The organism is Limosilactobacillus pulli (assembly GCF_947381555.1).
GTDB classification, from domain to species: domain Bacteria; phylum Bacillota; class Bacilli; order Lactobacillales; family Lactobacillaceae; genus Limosilactobacillus; species Limosilactobacillus pulli.
In genome coordinates this window covers 1-18,245 of the sequence record NZ_CANCWQ010000019.1, presented here as the reverse complement: position 1 = coordinate 18,245, position 18,245 = coordinate 1, and the positions used below count along the sequence as shown (strand labels likewise).

The following is an 18,245-nucleotide window of genomic DNA, read 5'->3' as shown; positions in this document are numbered from 1 at the left end:
AATTTTATTAGATTAGCAACGCGGTGCGGCAATGCAATATCAGAAAACATTATATCACGAAATAAAAACGCCCCTCGTGATTGAGGAGCGTGCGTTCATCAGTTGCCGGAGCATTGGCTAACTATTTCATCATGCCGTTTTTCAGCAAGTACTGATGACCCGTTGTCAGATCGTATTGAACCAACTGGTAATCATGCCAAAGCTGTCGCTGCTTTTTAGTCAGCTTGGATTTTGCAATGACTTTTCCCTGCTGGCTGATAAACTGAGCCGATGAGTTATAGGTATTAGTAGTACTTTGGCTGGTATTCATTGCGGCAGCCGGCAGCTTTTGCCAGACATCCGTTAACAATGCCAGATAAGGCGTTACCTTTGAGTTGGTCTGAGCCGCTACCATGGCAATAAAGCCATTTGGTACGACATAGCCGATACTCTTGGTCAGATTTTTGGCTCCTTGCTTTCTAGCCGCGCGATTGGAATAGATAAAGTAGTCCGTCTCATGCATCTTTAAACCATCCTTAGCCATGTCGTTTTGGTAGATGCCGGGCAGATGATCACCATAAAAGACTACCGTAACGGGTTTATTCAATTGGTCGATCTGCTTGATAAACTTGGCTACCGCTTGATCGGTATAGTGAACGCCCATTGCAAACTGCTCTACCTGGTCAGTCGATGTCCCATTTTTGGCACTCGCATGATAATAGCCGGCGCCATCATAATAATGCTGATCATAAGGGAAATGATTCTGCATCGTTACAAGATTGACAAAGAGGCCATTGCCACCGCGCTTTAGCTGATCCAGCGTATTGGCATACGAGGTCGCATCCGAAAGATACTGACTGCGGCCAATTTTAGACTGATGCTTAATCGAATATTTGCTGCCCAGGTACATGAACCGATCAAAGCCGAACTTCTGATAGACCGCAATCCGACTGTAGAATACGCCGACGTATGGATGAATGGCCACGGACGTTTTAAACAGCTGGTTGATCGACCAGGCTTGATTCTGAAACGGCACTAACTGGGTATAAGGCGTTGGCAGGGTTGGCGAAAAATTGCAGAGCGCCAAGCCCGTCAAGGTCATGTATTCCATATTGGCCGTCCCACCACCATAGCCCGAACTAATCATCAAGCCACTGGTGTTGTTTTTCTTCAGTCGCTCAATATTAGGCATCGGATCATGAGCCAGCTTGATGCCGGGAACGCGACGCGGATCAGAAAAGCTCTCACTTAAGTTAAAGATAATGTTTTGCTTGGCCAAATCGTTTTTACGGTTTTGATTGATCCGCCGCGCCTCTTTTTGATAGCGCTTGGCGATCGCAGCCATCTTGGCCTTTGAATATCCGCTGGGCTCATTCATCACCTTAACGTCCAGATTGTTCATAAATTGAATCAACGGGCCATTAATGCGGGCACCGGTCAATTGATTATAAAACATTGCCTGATCGCCCATCCCGGTCATAACGGCATTAATTACCGATCCTTGATTGTTCCAAAACAGACTGCTGCCAAATGCCATCACGGTCACGACCAGCCAGCCGATTTTGGACGGCAGCTTGATTTTGGCAACCGGATAGCGTTTTCCCAGTCGAACAACAACTATGATCAAAAGCAGCACCACGATTGCGGCCACGACCCAGATCCAGCCCTTGACCATCTTAAACAGACTACCATAAGCCTGAACCATTCTGACCTCAGATGGCAAAATCGGTTCATTGCGCGCGGCAATCTTGATTCGGTTGGCCACGATCATAATCACAACCAAAGCAGTTGTCGTGCCAAGCGCCACCCAGTAACGATTAAACAGTGCCTGCATTGTCTTTGCAATCAAGACATACAGTAACATCGTCAGCAAGACCATATTATGACAGACAAACAATGTGTACAGCAGTGTATTGTAAGAAGCATCTGCATTAGGTTCCAGCTGCCAGCTGCTGTTCATCAATAATAATGAAGCCAGTGCCAAAACATAGCAGCTGCCCCATAACAAGACCGTGCTCCAGTTTCGCTGCCACCACTGCTTAAGCCATGGCCAGCATTGACTAAGACTGGTTGGCAGACTCGTGACCCAATTGTTCAGGCGCCGCATCAAACAGGTTCGTTCAAACAGCCATTTGCCAAGCCAGCGCAGCAGTACACCCGCGATGATAACGATAGCCGCGGTTGCCAGCAAGAGGCCCATTTTAACAATCAGGTTTTCAAAATGTCCAGCCGCCAAACCGATAAAATGCTGTTCAAGCAGCGGCTGTTGGGCAATCGCCACCGTTCCCAGGGTAATCCAATATGCCTCATTATGCCGATCGCTGACCACTGCCTCAAACTCATCAGCCAAGCGTCCAGGCATGCTCAAAGCTAAATTCAGCAGCAGCGCCACGATGATCAGACAGAAGTTGTTTAAACTGGCGATTCGGCTGGCCGTCGACATGTCATTATGCAGCATGATTGAGATCTTAGGCATGATCATTGCCATCACGCTGGTTGCAGCCAACAGACCACCAGCAGCCAAGAGCAGCCCGCGCTTTGACTGCGGCCGCCAGTCAGCTGTCAGCACGCCTAACGATAAAATCAGCAGCGTGCTTAAAATCGTATTGCCGCTGCCTAATCCCCAGAGGTCGCGATTATAAATCGTTGTGGTTAAAAATATCAACAGAATTGCCACTGTCAGTCTTAGCCGTTGCTTAGGCTTGAGGTTAATCAGCCGGCGACTGGCTACCCCTCCTAAAACAAAAGCGGTCGCTAACGGCATGGCATTGCGCGTGATCGGCATCACGGCATCCAAAAAACTGCTGAATTGAAAGCTCTTCTTCCAAAAAAGATCTAACAAGACTGCCAGTATGCCAACCGTTACCATCAACAGCCAGCTGCTGATGACGCGGACTTTAGAAAACCGCAGTCTCGCCATCATTTTGCCCAACAGCATCAAAATCAAAAGTTCACTAACGATCAAAACAACATGAATCAGCTGCAGAAGCATCATGTGGGTATTATTTTCCTGATAGCCGACAAATGGCAGCCGCCCATCCCACATCCACAGATTCATCACTAATAAAATACTGGCTAAGCCAACTAAAGTTCTCCGTAACGTTCTACTCATCTTGCACCCATCATAAATAAAAGACGTGGTGGAGCTTAGCAGTAAGCCAAGGCATCACGTCTTTAGTAACGCGTAAATTATCTTATGGACTATTTCATGTACTTTTTGGCAACTTCCTTGGCCAGCTTTGCGTAGTGAGCCAAATATTCAGTATAGTTATCATCATACAGGTAGGCGGCATCGGCCTCTGGATCTTGGGAAGTCAAAATCTTAGGCCCTTTGTCGGTAACGACCAGCGTATGTTCATATTGACAGCTCAAACCGCCATCTGCCGTTTTGGCCAGCCAGCCGCTTGGATCACTGGTATCAGCTTCCCAGGTACCAGTGTTGATCATCGGTTCGACGGTAATGGTCATCCCATTGCGCAGCCGAGTTCCTTGCCCGGCCTTGCCATAGTGTGGCACCATTGGATCTTCGTGCATCGTTGGTCCAATGCCGTGGCCAACAAACTCGCGCACGTCGCCATAGCCATTTTCATCTTCGGTGTAGTGTTGAATAGCCGCACCAATATCACCAATCCGGTTGCCGACCTTGCATTGATCAATTCCCAGGTACAATGACTTGTAAGTAACGTCCATCAAGCGCTTAACCTCATCACTGGCCTTGCCGACTACGTATGACCAGCAAGAATCGCTGTAGGCGCCATCCAGGTTAACGACCGTGTCGACCTTAACCAGATCATTATCCTTAAAGATCAGCTTCTTGCGGGGGAAACCATGGCAGATTTCATCGTTAACGCTGATGCAGGTAGCATACTTGTAACCTTCAAAGCCGATCTGAGCGGCAATGGCGTGGGCCTTTTTGAAGTATTCGCGGGCAAATTCTTCAATTACCCAGCTGGAAATGCCGGGCCGAATGATTTCACGCACCCCAATGTGCATACCGGCCAAAACAGCACCGGATTTTTCCATCGCTTCAATTTCGCGTGGTGACTTTAAACTAATCATTCAGAAAGTCTCCTTAGTTTATAAATTTTAATATCTTATTTAGTATATCACTCAAGGTCCCAAAATAATTCTGTGTTATACTATCCGTTGCGAATTTATTTACGAATCTATTTACGTGGAGGGAAAAACAATGGCAAAAGCATTGGTCGTATATGCCACGATTACTGGCAATAATGAAGACGTTGCCGATATTATTACCGAAGCTTTGGAAAACCAAGGCGTTGAAGTTGAAGAAACCGAAATGACGATGGCCGACGCGGCTGATTTTGAAGACGTCAACATCTGCGTAGTCTGCCCATACACTTATGACGAAGGCGCTCTGCCCGATGAAGGTCTGGACTTTTTTGATGACTTAAAAGAAGAGGATCTGAGCGGCAAGGTTTATGGCGTGGCCGGCTCCGGCGATACTTTTTATGAAGACTTCTTCTGCCTGGCCGTTGACAAGTTTGGCGAGGCCTTTGAACAGACTGGTGCCACTAAAGGTGCTGACAACGTTCACATCAACCTGGAGCCTGATCAAGACGACATCACCAAGCTGGACGCGTTTGCCAAGCAGCTGGTGGAAAAGGCAGCTCAAGACTAATGGCTGAATTATGGAATAAATACAAAAGCGTCATTGCCTATCTGTTTTGGGGCGTGGTGACAACCATCGTCAATATCGGTGTGTTCCAATGGCTCAGTTCCGGCATTCACTGGAACTATCAGCTTGCCAATATTATCGCCTGGTTTGTTTCCGTTCTGGTTGCTTATTTAACGAACAAGGTCTGGGTCTTTGGCTCGCACTATACCACGGTTCGCGCTTTTATCGTAGAGTTCATCAAGTTCTACTTCTATCGTGCCTTGACGCTTTTAATTGATATTGTCTTCATGTACGTTGGGGTAACGCTTTTAGGCTTTGACTCCGCAATTCAGAAGCTGGTCGTTAAGATCTTGGACAATGTCGTCGTCGTGATTGCCAACTACATCTTCTCCAAGTGGCTGATCTTTAAGACCAACGACAAAATCGCCAATCGCTAGCCCCTGCCAACCAGGAGTTAAGATTCGATCCTTAAATCTAACAGCATCGCGTGATATCAGATTTTACCAGATCTGCTATCACGCTTTTTTATTTACAATGTGCAACGTAATTTCTCATCCATTACACATTTAACGGAAATATAGATAAGGCTTCAAAAATTACCGATATCGTTTCCTAACTTTTTGCGAAAAATTTAAGTCGTCAACGTAAAATAAGCCGCTACCCAATTCAGGATGGCGACTTGCTGAAAATCTGCATCAAGTTAAATTATAATGATCCCATCCGGATTCGAACCGGAATCGACCGCTTAGGAGGCGGATGCACTATCCAATTATGCTATGGGACCGCAACAAGAAATATTGTCGCACATTTATGGTCAATCGTAAAGTCAACAATATCTCTTTAATTTGAATCTGAATCAATCGCGCCGCATGGCTGAAACAATGCCATCCCTGTCAAACAACGCTGCGCAACCGCAACTGCCAGCCAGACCCGCGCTTTCTTCGACTCTAAAGCCTGGCCAGCTTAATCAATCTCGACCAGCTGCAGACTATTGATCAGATTGTTTTTCCGCCATGCGACGGTGCTTGAGGCGAATTCCCTTGTTTTTGCGATTCTTCTTGCGATTCTTGCGCTTGGCCGGCATCGAAAAGCCATCCAGGGTATTGTGAACGCTCTTTTTAACTTCTCGCTTGCTTTCACGCTGCTCTTTTTGAATGGCACGGCTGGCTTCCTTACGTACTGGCATCTTTGCTGTTCCTTCAGTTGGTTTTTCATCGGTGACTGTTTTTTCACCAACCGTCAATTCGGTAAATTGATAATCGGTATCGGCCAACAGCTTTTTCAGATCACGAAAATCATGATCACTGCCCAGATTAATAACTAAGCCAGGTTCGCCCTGCCGCCCCGTTCGACCAGTACGGTGCACGTATTGATCAACAGTGGTTGGCAGCTCAAAATTAACTACGGCTGGCAGCTTGGGAATGTCCAGTCCTCGGGCCGCAACATCGGTAGTCAACAGCAACTTCAACTGGCGCTTACGAAACTGGCGCAGTGCGGTTTCTCTTTCCGTTTGCCGCTGCTTGCCACCCAGCGTTGCCGAAGCGACATGCTCATGCTTTAAGCGACTGGCTGCATAGTGCAGCGTCTTGATACTGTCAAAGAAAACCAGTGCCCGAAAATCCTTGGTGTGACTCAAACGATTAAGCATCGCCGTTTTTTGACTCATCGTTCGTGCATAGACCAAGCCATGCCGAACCGGTCCACGGCTTTGATCCGTTTCACGAACGTCATAAGTGATGATATCGCGGCCAAACATGACACTGAGCTGATCAAAAGCAGCCGAACTCGTTGCCGAAAAGAAGGCCAGCTGTGCGTTTAGTGGCGTGGCGCGTTCAATATCTTCGACCACGGCTTGCGTATCATCACGCAAAAGATCATCGGCCTCATCAATTACCAATGTCTTAAGCCGATCCAGCTTCAGATCACGATTGTCCAGCATATGCAGCACACGACCAGGCGTTCCGACGACGACATCGGGATGCTGTTTTTTAAGCATTGCTACTTGTCGTCTGAGGTTGGCACCCCCAGTCAAAGAGCGTACCTTAACCCCAATCAAATTGGCCCATTCGCGCATGACCGTAGCCGTTTGAATCGCCAGTTCTTGTGATGGCTCCAGCACCAAAATCTGCACGCCAGCACCAGGCTCAACTTTAGGCAAGAGTGGCCAGGCAAATGCCAGCGTCTTGCCAGAACCAGTTGGCGCAATTCCTAAGACTGATTTTCCAGAAGCCAATGTTTCAGCAACCGCAGTCTGAATCTGCGTTAGCTGCTGGAAACCTTTTTCATCAAAAAGTTGTTGAAATTGTTCGATCAACAGATATCCATCCTTTAAATTTGTCAGTTAACGTCTAGCGATTGTCGTCAGACGGGAAAGTCAGTTCAGCCGAGCGACGCAGGTCATACATTACCGTGTTGACATTGCGTGCCAAATCGAACCAACGCTTGTATTTAGCTTGCTGTTCTGGATTTTCGGGATCATTGAACAGGTCAGCAAAGTCATTCATCTCATCAACCATTGAGTTTTCATAGTACTTGGCTTCCAGTGGGTGGGCCTGCTTTTCGCTGTCAAAGTAGGTTACTTTGGTCGTATCAAAGATTGAGTCAAAGACCAGTGTATCCTTGAGACCATAAACTTCAGAAACCAGGTGCGAGTTGGCGGTCTTACCAAAGTTCAGCGTAACGGCAAACTTATCATATTTCAAAATGGCCGTGTCCATCCCATCAACACCACTGGCGACCATCGTTGGGAACAGCACGACACTGTCCGGAACGCCAAACAGAGTAACGGCACCATAAACGGCATAAACGCCCAGATCCATCAATGCCCCACCAGCAAATCCAGCCGTGAAGATGTTTGGATATGGCTTGTCGCCGGCAATTACCTTGTCATAGCGCGAAGAATACTTCATTACCGTAATATTGGCACCTTGAATAACCGGCATCTGCTTGAGCTGTTCTTCCGCCGCATGGAAAAGGCCCGTGTGAATGTGGCGGGCAGCCTCAACGACGCGAGACTTTGGGTGAGCCGCCAGCAGCGATTCAATGCCTTCAAATTCGTTTGGATTGACAAAGGCTGGCTTTTCAACGATTACGAATTTGTCATTTTCAATTGCTAAGCGAACCTGTTCATAGTGAAGACTGTTTGGTGAGGCAACGTAGACCACGTCAAAGTCACCTTCATCAAAGAAATTCTCCAGACTGTCAAAAAACTGCGTAGCTCCATATGGCTTACCGAACTTTTCAGCATGTTCCTTCGTTCGTGAGTAGACTGCCGTCAGTTCGTACTTGCCCGTGGTCTTAGCCGCGTCAAGCATTTGATCAGTAATAATGTTGGTTCCAATAATCCCCAGTTTTAGCAATTCGATCACTCCTTTACAATTGCTACGTTTTATTCTAACAATTATTTCCGGTTTTTAACAGAAATGAAATCTTTCTATAACACAAAGCTGTGTATAATAAAAATTGTAAATCTATGATCAAATGAAAAATCAAGTTAAATTGAAGGGGATTGAGCAGAATGAAGAAAAAAGGAATGTTGCTTTTCGGTGCGGGACTAATGGCTGGAATCACCAGTTCGTTTGGTTTCAGCCTATCTAATAAACAAAAGCATCCCGTCGCGGCCTTGCCAGTTTTCTATGCCGGTACCTGGAAATATTACGATGAAGAGCGCGACCGTTCCCACATCATCACGATCTCACCAGAACTCAAGCTCGGCATCGACAACCAGCTGATCCCGGCAACCGTTCAGCAGGTCAGCACTGAACAGCTCGTTTACTTAGACAAGTTTGGCTATCACATCACCATTCAAGCCAATGAACAGCGCCCTGCTAAGCTGATTGATGAAGCTGATGACCAGGTCTACTACATTCAACCTGTGCAATAATTTAAATATAGCTTGGATTTGCAATTCTTAAATATTTTAATTTATATGGCTAATCCAACCATAGCTTGCGATCCACATCGCTGATTTACTTACAATTAGGCCCTCATTCACGACGTTCCGCGACGGACGCCGTTTTTTATTTGCTTTTGCAAACCACTTCCGTTAGCGATGAATGGGTGCCTTGATTGGCCGTACTAGCCCAATCCTGAATGCTTGATTGATAATGCATCTGATCCCACCCCAACTGCAAAGCAGGCTATAATAAACGCAAACCGATTCAAAGCAGTCGGCAAAGTTAACATAATTCATAATGAAAGAAGCGATCCAATGATTAAGAGTTTAGCCATTTATTGTAGTGCCCATCTCGGCAATGACCCAATCTATCAAGAAAATGCCGCTGCGTTTGGCAAGAAGATGGCCGAAAATGGTATCGAGCTGGTTTATGGCGGTGGCAAGTACGGCACTATGGGCGTAATTGCCAATGCCGTACTCGATAACGGCGGGACGGTTCATGGCGTAATCACCCGTCAGCTGTATGAACGTCAAACCGCACTGGCTCGCATTGAAGATCTCAAAATCGTTTCCAACATGGATGTGCGAAAAGACTTAATGATGAATCTGGCAGACGGTCTGGTGGCACTGCCAGGCGGGATTGGTACATTAGAAGAAATCAGCGAGGCCTTTTCATGGATGTCTTTGGGTGATAATGCCAAGCCTACTGCCCTATACAACGTCAATGGCTTTTATGACCCATTGCGCAACATGCTGCGGCGGATGCATGACACCGGGTTCTTAGAGCAGTCGTATCTAGACGCGATTCATTTTGCCTATTCATTTGATGATCTAATGAAATTCATGAGTCATTATCACGCCCCGGCCCGTCGACAATATCGTTAAAGTAAATAAGGGAGATTATATTATATTAATTGGTTCTTACAAACATCACTGCTTGCCTGGATTTATTCAGCTTCTAATAAGATATTCAACTGATCTTGAATGTTTTTGGCAGCAACTTTAAGCTGGTCTGCTTCCAATGGCCGCAATGGTAAAAGCGTATAGTTACCAACCCCTTGGCGTCCTATTTGGGCAGCAAAACTCAGATAGCTTTGGTACTGTGGCTGATATAATGCAACCGGCAAACTGACGCGTTCATCAGTCAATATGGCCCGTAAAATTCGCATTGCCCATAAAGCCATGCCGCTGACATCTTGACCCTGGCCTTTGATAGCATACCAGCCGTTAAGCTTGGCTTGGATCTCACTTTCATGTGGATCAATCTTGTGTCCCAGCACCGGTTTTTCCAATGGCTGACCATTAATCGTAAACGTTGACCAGATTGGCACGGCCTCGCCATCATGTTGACCATAAACCCAGCCGGCTACCGCACTGGATGCAACTTGAACCTGATCGGCAATGGCGCGCTGCAGCCGTGCAGTATCCAGTACCGTTCCCATCCCGATTACCTTGTTTTTGGGCAGCGCGGTTAAATACTGCAGATAAGCCGTGGTTACCTCGTTGGGATTGGCTAGATTAAGCAAAATCCCGTCAAAGCCGCTTTGCTTGATCTGGGGTGCAATTTGGCACATCGTCTCCCCTACAAAAGTCAATTCGGCAAACCGCTGCTCTTTTAATAGTTCTGCTTTGCCAATTGCCAAAACGATGGCATCCGCATCCTTAAGTGCTGCATAGTCTTGGATTTTGATATTGGGCTGGACGGAAAGCGACTGCATGCCATCCAGCAGATCATTTTGCAGCCCCAGGGCCAGATCAGCATCACTGTCGATTAACACCAATTCATCAGCTGCTTGTTGAGCCACCAACAGATTAGCCAGCAATGCGCCAACGTTACCCAAACCGATAATCCCGATTTTCCGCAAACTGCATCGTCCTTTCTATTTTCATTTTTAAAGTCGATCCTAAAATAAAAGGCGCGTCTCAACTCAAGGCGCGTCTTTTGATTATTCATTCGTGGTTCCTTCTAATTCTGGGAACATGTTTAACAAATAGTCCTGAGCACCACGCGACAGATCCAAGTCGGCCTGTGCCTCAAAGGTCTCAATTCGCTCACCAACCCGCAGCTTTAATGGATCGCCAAATTCAACGTGCACACCATTCATGATCGCAATCTTAATTAATTTTTGCACGCTGTCGGAATACTGACTGGCCAGTGCCTGTAGTGGATGCGTTGAACGCACGAAACTGGTGTAGCGGTCGTTGGCAATCTTTAGACCAAAGCTCAGCAGATCGCCCTTGGCCAGTTTTTCAGCCACCTGACCACCGATCGTCAGCGTTGGGTCCTCCACGCGCCGCTTAACAAAGCTCAGTGCTAATTTGTATTCGCGCGGGGCATGGAACTGTTCACAAAACTCGCCCAGTTTTTCAATCAGATTCATGGCTTCCTCACGCATCCAGTCAGTCTGCTCATCTGGTGCCTGCAAAGCAACCTCGTTATTGCGCTCAATAGCCTGCTGCATCTTTTCGCTAAGATTTTCTGGCATTGGCGAAACCAACGTGTAGAGCATAAACAGCTCTAAGAAGTTCAGCGTATCCTCACTGATGCCGCCCTTGGCAAACGGATCCAGGTCAAACGAGCGGAAACTGATGAACTGAATGCCGTCCTTTACGATTTGACGCAAGCTGTCATCGTCATGTTTACCATGTAGCCGAACCGGGCCAAAGAACTCTTGTGGGCCATAGTAGGTACCATCTTCCAGATATTTGGAGATTTGATCAACAAAGCCATCCAGACTTACATAGCTTGGCCGCTCAGCTGGTAGATTGTCGTAGCCATAAGTGCTGTTGCGAAAACTCCGGACTGGCAATTGAATATGCTCTGGCATGTCGTGTTCTACGGCTTCAGAAACTGGGCTGGCACCGTACAGATACGTAAACAGCCACCGCCACAGACAGAAGCATTGGGCCATCTTAAAGTAGACCGTATTTTGGAAAGCGGCCTGACTGGTAAAATCATCCTTAAAAATCTGCTCATACAGCGTATCCAACAGCTCTTGATCCAGGTTAAAGCCAATGTGCGCGCCTCCCAGCATCATCCGCTTGATGCCATACTTTTCGCGCAGATAGTTGGTGTATTCCTTATTCCAGGGCTGTGAGTAGTTGTTGCCAACAAATTCCAGATCATGCTGATACTCAGGAGCCGGTGCCAGGCTCAAGGGCCAAATGCGTTCATCTTCATGCATCTGGCTGTCGACGATTTGTTCTAAAACCCTTAGTTGCTGACAAGTCGCCTTGCTTCCTCTGGTGATTGGCGTGATAAATTCCATCATATTATCGGAAAAGCCACTCGCAAGATATGGATTTGTCTTACGTGAGCTGAGATTCTTTGGGTACTCGTAGCGACTGGCCCGTCCATTGGTCAAAATGCGGTGCTCTTCCAGACGCAGACCGAAGCTGGCATTAAACATCCGCTCATTTAATGGACCCTCGCTCAGCAGTTCTAATAGTTCGGCTCGTTTTTCAGCCATAATTCTTCCCCCTTCAACCAATGCCTAGACGCATAATTATCTAAGACATCAGCTGCTCGCCTTCGTCATTAATTGCGAGCAACCAAAAAAGACCAGCCGCCTTTTCAGGAATGCAGATCTCGGTGGTTGTTTCTTCAACAGTCTATTTTAGCAAAACTTTAATAAAATGGGGTCATTATCGTAAATTAAATCTTATATATTCAATTTGCTGGCGAATACGAAATTTATCAGGCAGTTGAAGCGACAAATCTGCTTGATCATGTTAGGCTAGAAGCAAACATTTCAAAGAAGGCGCTTTCATATGACGGAAAAGAAATTAACTAAAATTACCATGACCCCTCAAGCCAGCGAATGGTTCCGCACTGAAATGCATCTGCACCCTGGCAACGGTATTAAGCTATTTGGTAAAGGATATGGTGAAACCAACGCCCATCAAGGATTCTCGCAAGGAATTGGTCGCTGCGATCGTCCCGTTGATCCGGTAGTCGACCAGGTGATTGATGGTATTCACTACTATATTCAAGCTTTTGACTACTGGTTCTTTAATGGTCTGGATGTCGCTATCGACTATGACGCGCAGATTGATGGCCCACTGATGCACTTTACGCCGAATGATGGCTCAAAGCTGGATGCAACAACCGGAGCCTCCCAGCACGTTTAAGCAAAAGTATCAGAAACATCCGGGCATACTTTGGTAAGATGAGGCGTCCTAACTCGTCTTGGCATGGCTGTTTTAAATTGCCCCACAATGTTTGCAATCCATGATCCGATCAATGCGTCTATGCAATTTTAGGTTATTTGCCACCCCACCTCATAACCTGCTCAGACAAGACACATGACCAATCTGAGCACTAATTATCATGATTTTTAATTTACGAAAAACTTTTGAAAGTGGTATAGCTAAGATATAACTTTCGCTTGTATATCCGTAAGTCAAACTGACACTAGGAAAAGCATTCTTGCCTTCCCAGTGTCAGTTTTTTTTGAGAAAGGGGAATTTGATTTTTATGGAGCAAACGAACGAACAACGGGTCAGCAGAAAAACCAACCTGTCAATCATTGGTACTGCTGGCCTCGCCTTTTGTGGCGTTTTGGTAGAAACCTCAATGAACGTTACGTTTCCAACTTTAATGCGTGACTTCCATCAAGGTCTTAACGCCGTGCAGTGGGTCGCGACCGGCTATCTTTTGACCGTCGCACTAACGGTTGTGTTGGCAGCTTTTTTACAGCGGCGTTTCAAATTGCGGTAACTGGTGATTTTTTCAACGCTGTGTTTTGTCATTGGTGGACTGTTTTGCGCCATGGCCCCACAATTATGGCTATTGTTACTGGGTAGATTAATTCAGGGAGTCAGCACCGGGATTGCGATGCCATTATTATTCTTTGTCATCATGCAGCAAATTCCGTTTGAACTGCAAGGTACCTATGCCGGGCTGGGAGGCATGGTAATTGGCCTGGCGCCTTCTTTGGGACCAACATATGGCGGTTTGGTCACGCAGTTTATCAACTGGCGCGTAATTTTTTGGATCGTTTTATCAATCGGTATTATCTTTGGTCTGATCGGCATGGCGAATATTCAACAACTGAGCAAGCCAATCAAGATTAGGTTCCAATTGCTGCAGTACATCTTAGTTGCAGTTGGCTTTATCTGCTTGGAAATGGGGCTAAACAATGCCGGTACCAGTGGTTTTGGCTCTCCCGCTTTTTATGGGAATGTCCTTATAGCCTTGATCGCCCTGATTGCTTTTGGCTACTTGACCTCACATCGCGAGCATCCCTTGGTCAACACCAATGTTTTTGCTGATCCAATCTATCTGCCATGCTTATTGCTGTATTTTATGGTTCAGTTCATTCAAATCGGCATGACGTTCCTTTTGCCAAACTGCGCGCAGTTGACGCTGCATCAGAATTCTTTTGTCGCTGGCCTGATGCTCTTGCTGGGAGCATTGATCTCAGCTGTCCTTTTGCCACTGACTGGCCGCCTGTTGGATCAATCGGGAATCAAAAAGCCCCTAATCTTTGGCACGCTGTTTACTAATCTGGCCGTAATCTTGATGTATGTTTTTAGTGGTCAGCTCTCAATGTGGTCGCTGACGATCTTTTACGCGGTCTATATGGTCGGCTTTGGTTTCTTATTCAATAACGTCATGACATATGGACTGCAGCACTTACAGCCACAGCTGATTGGTGATGGCAACGCCCTGTTCAGTACCCTTCAGCAGTATGCCGGCTCAATCGGCACGGCCTGTGTCTCCACGATTCTGGCAATCACTGCTGCTCAGCTGCCTCATCAAAGTACCGTCGTTCAGACTGCCATTGGGACCAAGTATTCACATGTCTTGTTTATCATTGGCGCCTTAATTATGGACGTTTTGATCATTGATATCTGGAAACAAATTGGTAAGGAAAAGCATTCATTTGAGCTGCTTAACCAAGATAAGCAGCAATTCTGATCGATAGGCAGCCGCAAATGCAAACAGCACTAGACTTAGACATCGAAAGTCTGATCGAGTGCTGTTTTATTTTTGAATAAATTGATGATGAGAGCTTGGTTGGATGCAAGAGACCCTAACAGTTGATTGACACCATAAACCTATGACTATCGTTTCTAAGATGTCTAACGCTCGCAATTATTTATCATGCTTGTTCAAGAGGAGATGCAGACGAGTTCTCAACAGCTGGCAGCTAAAGTCTCTGATTTCATACCGGTAGAGATGCGGCTGCTGTTTAACAATCTTAATTTTAGCAAGAGCCAAATTCTTCAGTAGCTAAATTTTCCAAACCCGTCCAGACAGAACCATGACCGCAAACCAAAAGCGCCACCTCAAGATCCAAGGCTGTTATGACAAGCCTCGTCTGAGATGACGCTTTTATCAATTATCGATTAATTATTATGACGACGAGTCGCCTTATTCACCACTGGCACCATAGTTTTTGAGTACTCGTGCGCTTGGATCGTCAACGTCACAGTTCTCCCATTCCTTGTTTGGCATCCAGAAGTCTTTGATCCATTTTGCTTTTCCCGGGAAATATTCCTCAAAAATATCACGATACATCAATGACTCCTTGGTAAACGGCGTGCAGTATGGATACTTTTCCTTGGCGTTGGCCACGTCTTCATCCGTGTAGCGCGTTTCAGCGTAGTCCTTCAAGTCATCAACCAATGAGTGACCAACCGCATCGCTAAAAGCCGCCTTTTCCCGCATGATGATGTCATCTGGCAAATATCCTTGCCCAGCAAACGCTTGCCGCAACAGATACTTGCCCTTGTGATAGTGGTTCATCTTCAGTTCTGGATCAGTTGACAGCGCGTATTCGACAAAGTCCAGGTCGGCAAATGGTACCCGGCCTTCCAATGAGTTGGAAGAAATGCAGCGGTCCGCCCGCAAAACATCGTACATGTACAGCTCGTGTACCCGCTTCAATGATTCTTTTTGGAATTCTTCTGCGTTGGGAGCAAAGTCCGTGTATTTGTAGCCAAACAGCTCATCAGAACATTCACCGGTCAAAATCACCTTCAAATCAGTGTTTTCATGAATCTTTTTGCAGAGCAGATACATCCCGATTGAAGCCCGAATCGTCGTAATGTCCCAGGTTTCCAGCTGGTAGATGACCTCATGCAAAGCGTTGAGCACGTCTTCGCGCGTCATGATAAATTCGGTATGATCAGTTCCCAGATAATCGGCAACCTCCCGCGCGTACTTGAGGTCGATCGGGTTGCGGTCCATCCCAATTGCAAAGGTCTGAATCGGCTTGCCTAACAGCTTGGTAGCAATCGAGCAGACCAAGGATGAGTCCAAGCCCCCAGACAGCAGGTAGCCAACTGGCGCATCCGAGTTTAGGCGCTTGCGCACGGCTTCGACCAGTTTTTCGCGTAGAGTGCTGGATGCCGTGGCAAAATCATCGGTCCGCATCATCTGAACCGTCGTAGCATCATGGTAGCAGACGAACTTTTCGCCATCATAATAGTAGCCAGGCGGGAAAGGATAGATCTCATCGCAAAGATCCATCAGCACCTTGGCAGTTGAGGCAAACGACATCTTATGCTCGCCTTTGGTATAGCCATAAAACATTGGTCGAATGCCGACTGGATCACGGGCGGCAACTACGCGCTTAGTAGTTTGGTCGTACAAGACAAAGGCAAATTCCGCGTCCAGCATCTTGCACATTGTATCCAGACCATATTTTTTGTAGAGTGGAATCAAAACTTCACAGTCACTGTTGCTGACAAACTCGTACTCGGGAGCTAAGTTCTTTTCTAATGCATAATAGTTGTATATTTCACCGTTGCAAACTAAGATACAGTCATCATTTACAAACGGTTGCATTCCGCGCTCTGACAAGTCCATGATGGCCAGGCGATTAAAGCCAAAGACCTTATCATCCATTGAAATCGTCCGAGTCATATCAGGTCCACGATCGTTCAACTTGGCCAAGGCGTCCGCAAAAGCCTTGGGTGCAAACTCACTGGAACCAGCGGCTAAAAATCCACACATCTCGTTCTCCTCTTTCCTCTTAAAATATTAAATATTAAAATATAGTATATCGCACAGTTCAATTTTAATAAACTTCTAATTTTAAGGATGCCGTGTTTCCCGTAGGTAGGAACTTAATATTTAATTGTTTTTTGACACTCATCATTAAAAATCATTAAGCCCAACGTTACTTTCTTTATTTAATCGATGTAAAAATCGCTTTCATCAAAAATTTATAAATATCCATAATCTCATGGCTGCAGATATCAATTTCGAAAGGCTTGGTCTACTATGATTAAATACCAATATCATTCCCCATTAGGTACCATGACCATGCTAGCAAGTGACAAAGCTTTGCATGGTCTTTGGTTTAACGGCCAAAAACATTTCGGTGCCGGCTTCACGCTGGATGAGATTGCCACTGCGCAAAATTCGATTACTAAACATACGGCTGCCTGGCTTGATCGGTATTTTGCCAAGCAGGCTCCCGACCCGCGTGAGATTCCGCTGGCCTTGGAAACCACGCCTTATCAGCAGCGCATTCTAAATACATTGCTGACGATTCCTATTGGGAGCACCATCACCTATCAAGAACTGGCCCAACAAGCCGCTCCTCATCAAAAAATAGCACCGGGAGCCGCGCGGGCAGTCGGTGGCGCCGTCGCTCATAATCCAATTCTGATTTTGATCCCCTGCCATCGCGTTATTGGCAGCAATGGCAGTCTGACCGGTTATGCTGGCGGTACTGAGCGCAAGCTGGCTCTGTTACGATTAGAGGGTATCGACTTCTGAAACAGAAAAGATCTCACCGACATTCGATGAGATCTTTTTGACTTTAGCTTTAATTTTAGTGGAATTGCATACCGCCATCGACTTCCAGCGTTTGACCAGTAATGTAGTCAGAGTCTGGACCTGCCAGGAAGGCAACAGCATTAGCAACGTCTTCTGGTTCAGACAGACGCTTCAGAGCAATATCTTTAGCAAACGTCTGCATACCCCATTCATCGCTCTTACCGGCATTCTTACCAACTTGGTGAGCAATGTCCATCATCATTGGGGTCTTAACAATCCCAGGAGCGTATGCGTTGACCGTCGTGCCTTCTTCAGCCAGTTCACGTGCCGTAACCTGCGTGATACCACGGATGGCAAACTTGGAGCTGGAGTAAACGGTCAGGTTAGGGTTACCAACGACACCGGCTTGTGAGGTAGCGTTGATGATCTTACCTGGGTGACCAAGCTTCTTGAAGGCAGCATGGGCAGCCTGAACGCCCCAGATCGTACCACCAACGTTGATGCTGTAAACATTTTGCAGATCTTCTGGCGTTACCGTGTCAATTGGCGTCGTTGGTGCAACACCGGCATTGTTAACCATCACGTTGAAGTCGCCATAATGTTCAACGGCTTGGTCAACGGCTGCAAAAACTTCATCACGCTTGGAAACGTCAGCCGTAACAGCGAAAGCTTCACCACCGTTTGCCTTGATGCCTTCAACTACCTTTTGTAGTGCGTCCATGTGACGAGCAACTACAACAACTGAGAAACCATCCTTGGCCAAACGTTCAGCGATTGCCTTACCAATCCCTTGACCTGCACCGGTAACTAATGCAACTTTTGCCATAATTGATTGCCTCCTAAAGATTGTGAATTTACTATCAAACTGTTGTGATTATTCTAAACTAACTCCGCTAAAAAGTAAATTAATTTTGCTAATGGCAGATTGTAAAATTTAAGTTGAACATTTAAGTGGACAGAAAAACCCATAAAGGTCTTTAATGGTGTTGCTAAAC

Annotated in this window: 16 protein-coding genes and 1 tRNA gene; 8 read left to right on the top strand and 9 right to left on the bottom strand. The window is 46.4% G+C overall.

What is annotated here, in order from left to right:
- Positions 1-121: 121 nt before the first annotated feature.
- Entirely contained in the window at positions 122-3,091 is a 2,970-nt protein-coding gene (locus QOS03_RS06550) for an LTA synthase family protein (RefSeq protein WP_283575797.1), read from the bottom strand.
- Between the two features lie 89 nt (positions 3,092-3,180).
- On the bottom strand, positions 3,181-4,038 hold the full coding sequence (map, locus tag QOS03_RS06545) for a type I methionyl aminopeptidase (RefSeq protein ID WP_283575796.1): 858 nt from the start codon (positions 4,036-4,038) through the stop codon (positions 3,181-3,183).
- A 130-nt stretch (positions 4,039-4,168) separates the two neighbouring features.
- On the opposite strand from map, the gene QOS03_RS06540 reads away from it, so the two are divergent.
- The gene (locus QOS03_RS06540; protein WP_283575795.1) at positions 4,169-4,621 is read left to right on the top strand and encodes a flavodoxin; all 453 of its coding nucleotides are present in this window, start codon (positions 4,169-4,171) and stop codon (positions 4,619-4,621) included.
- Entirely contained in the window at positions 4,621-5,055 is a 435-nt protein-coding gene (locus QOS03_RS06535) for a GtrA family protein (protein WP_283575794.1), read from the top strand. The genes QOS03_RS06540 and QOS03_RS06535 overlap by 1 nt, the downstream gene beginning before the upstream one ends.
- A gap of 274 nt (positions 5,056-5,329) precedes the next feature.
- Here the strand turns inward: QOS03_RS06535 and QOS03_RS06530 are convergent.
- The 3 genes from QOS03_RS06530 to QOS03_RS06520 all read right to left on the bottom strand — a co-directional run bounded on the left by QOS03_RS06530 (position 5,330) and on the right by QOS03_RS06520 (position 7,977).
- A tRNA-Arg gene (locus QOS03_RS06530) sits at positions 5,330-5,402 on the bottom strand.
- A gap of 204 nt (positions 5,403-5,606) precedes the next feature.
- On the bottom strand, positions 5,607-6,932 hold the full coding sequence (locus tag QOS03_RS06525) for a DEAD/DEAH box helicase (RefSeq protein WP_283575793.1): 1,326 nt from the start codon (positions 6,930-6,932) through the stop codon (positions 5,607-5,609).
- 34 nt (positions 6,933-6,966) lie between these two features.
- Entirely contained in the window at positions 6,967-7,977 is a 1,011-nt protein-coding gene (locus QOS03_RS06520) for a Gfo/Idh/MocA family protein (RefSeq protein ID WP_283575792.1), read from the bottom strand.
- A gap of 158 nt (positions 7,978-8,135) precedes the next feature.
- Between QOS03_RS06520 and QOS03_RS06515 the strand changes: the two genes are divergently transcribed.
- A complete protein-coding gene (locus QOS03_RS06515; RefSeq protein ID WP_283575791.1) occupies positions 8,136-8,501 on the top strand; it encodes a DUF4828 domain-containing protein in 366 nt (121 codons plus the stop codon).
- A 327-nt stretch (positions 8,502-8,828) separates the two neighbouring features.
- The gene (locus QOS03_RS06510) at positions 8,829-9,398 is read left to right on the top strand and encodes an LOG family protein (protein WP_283575790.1); all 570 of its coding nucleotides are present in this window, start codon (positions 8,829-8,831) and stop codon (positions 9,396-9,398) included.
- A gap of 62 nt (positions 9,399-9,460) precedes the next feature.
- Here the strand turns inward: QOS03_RS06510 and QOS03_RS06505 are convergent, their stop codons facing one another.
- A complete protein-coding gene (locus QOS03_RS06505; protein ID WP_283575789.1) occupies positions 9,461-10,378 on the bottom strand; it encodes a lactate/malate family dehydrogenase in 918 nt (305 codons plus the stop codon).
- Between the two features lie 81 nt (positions 10,379-10,459).
- Positions 10,460-11,983, bottom strand: coding sequence for a glutamate--cysteine ligase (locus tag QOS03_RS06500; protein WP_283575788.1), 1,524 nt, complete (start codon positions 11,981-11,983; stop codon positions 10,460-10,462).
- 301 nt (positions 11,984-12,284) lie between these two features.
- Between QOS03_RS06500 and QOS03_RS06495 the strand changes: the two genes are divergently transcribed.
- From QOS03_RS06495 to QOS03_RS06485, 3 genes are all read left to right on the top strand, one after another.
- Complete coding sequence (locus QOS03_RS06495) at positions 12,285-12,644, top strand: HesB/YadR/YfhF family protein (RefSeq protein WP_169462505.1); 360 nt, start codon at positions 12,285-12,287, stop codon at positions 12,642-12,644.
- A 346-nt stretch (positions 12,645-12,990) separates the two neighbouring features.
- Positions 12,991-13,233, top strand: coding sequence for a hypothetical protein (locus tag QOS03_RS06490; RefSeq protein WP_283575787.1), 243 nt, complete (start codon positions 12,991-12,993; stop codon positions 13,231-13,233).
- Positions 13,234-13,236: 3 nt separating this feature from the next.
- On the top strand, positions 13,237-14,436 hold the full coding sequence (locus tag QOS03_RS06485) for an MFS transporter (RefSeq protein ID WP_283575786.1): 1,200 nt from the start codon (positions 13,237-13,239) through the stop codon (positions 14,434-14,436).
- A gap of 456 nt (positions 14,437-14,892) precedes the next feature.
- Here QOS03_RS06485 and asnB read toward each other — a convergent pair whose 3' ends face one another.
- Positions 14,893-16,479: an asparagine synthase B gene (gene asnB / locus QOS03_RS06480; RefSeq protein ID WP_283575785.1), complete on the bottom strand. Its 1,587-nt coding sequence runs from the start codon at positions 16,477-16,479 to the stop codon at positions 14,893-14,895.
- 270 nt (positions 16,480-16,749) lie between these two features.
- Between asnB and QOS03_RS06475 the strand changes: the two genes are divergently transcribed.
- Positions 16,750-17,250: a methylated-DNA--[protein]-cysteine S-methyltransferase gene (locus tag QOS03_RS06475; RefSeq protein WP_283575784.1), complete on the top strand. Its 501-nt coding sequence runs from the start codon at positions 16,750-16,752 to the stop codon at positions 17,248-17,250.
- 55 nt (positions 17,251-17,305) lie between these two features.
- Here the strand turns inward: QOS03_RS06475 and QOS03_RS06470 are convergent, their stop codons facing one another.
- On the bottom strand, positions 17,306-18,079 hold the full coding sequence (locus QOS03_RS06470; protein ID WP_169462510.1) for a (S)-acetoin forming diacetyl reductase: 774 nt from the start codon (positions 18,077-18,079) through the stop codon (positions 17,306-17,308).
- Between the last annotated feature and the right edge of the window lie 166 nt (positions 18,080-18,245).